At 72.4% G+C, this 577-nt stretch carries 1 protein-coding gene; it reads right to left on the bottom strand.

The window, feature by feature from the left end; all coding sequences use genetic code 11:
- Nucleotides 1–577, bottom strand: a 577-nt coding sequence (locus ACFP3V_RS31290; RefSeq protein WP_380591060.1) for a family 43 glycosylhydrolase, incomplete at both ends; no start/stop codon positions are given.

Raw genomic sequence — 577 nt, forward strand, 5'->3', positions numbered from 1 at the left:
ACCTCGCCGACGAGGGGCCAGCCGTCCTGCCAGGTGACGGGGGCGAGGAAGGTTTCGCGTCCGAGGATGTGCCAGCCGGGGGTGCCGCCCTGGGGGCGGACGCCGAGCAGGACCATCCACCAGCTTCCGTCGGGGGCTTGGACGAGGTCGGCGTGGCCGGTGTTCTGGATGGGTTTGCGGGTGCTGCGGTGGGTGAGGATGGGGTTCCAGGGGCAGGGTTCGAAGGGTCCGCTGGGGGAGGGGCCGCGGGCGATGGAGACGCCGTGGCCGCGTTCGGTGCCGCCCTCGGCGATCATCAGGTACCAGTGGTCGCCGATGCGGTAGAGGTGGGGTGCTTCGGGGGCGAGGGCGCCGGGGGTGCCGGACCAGACGGGGGAGGCTTCGGTGAGGGTCTCGCCGGTGTGGGGGTTGATGCGGTACTGGCTGACGCCGGCGACGGTGCACCAGCAGGTGCCGTCCTCGTCCCAGGCGAGGTCGGGGTCGATGCCGTGGACGTCGGGGAGGTAGGTGGGCTCGGACCAGGGGCCGGCGGGGTCGGTGGCGGTGACGATCAGGTTGCCGTCGTGGGAGACGTTGG

This window comes from Streptacidiphilus monticola (assembly GCF_042658505.1).
GTDB lineage: Bacteria > Actinomycetota > Actinomycetes > Streptomycetales > Streptomycetaceae > Streptacidiphilus > Streptacidiphilus monticola.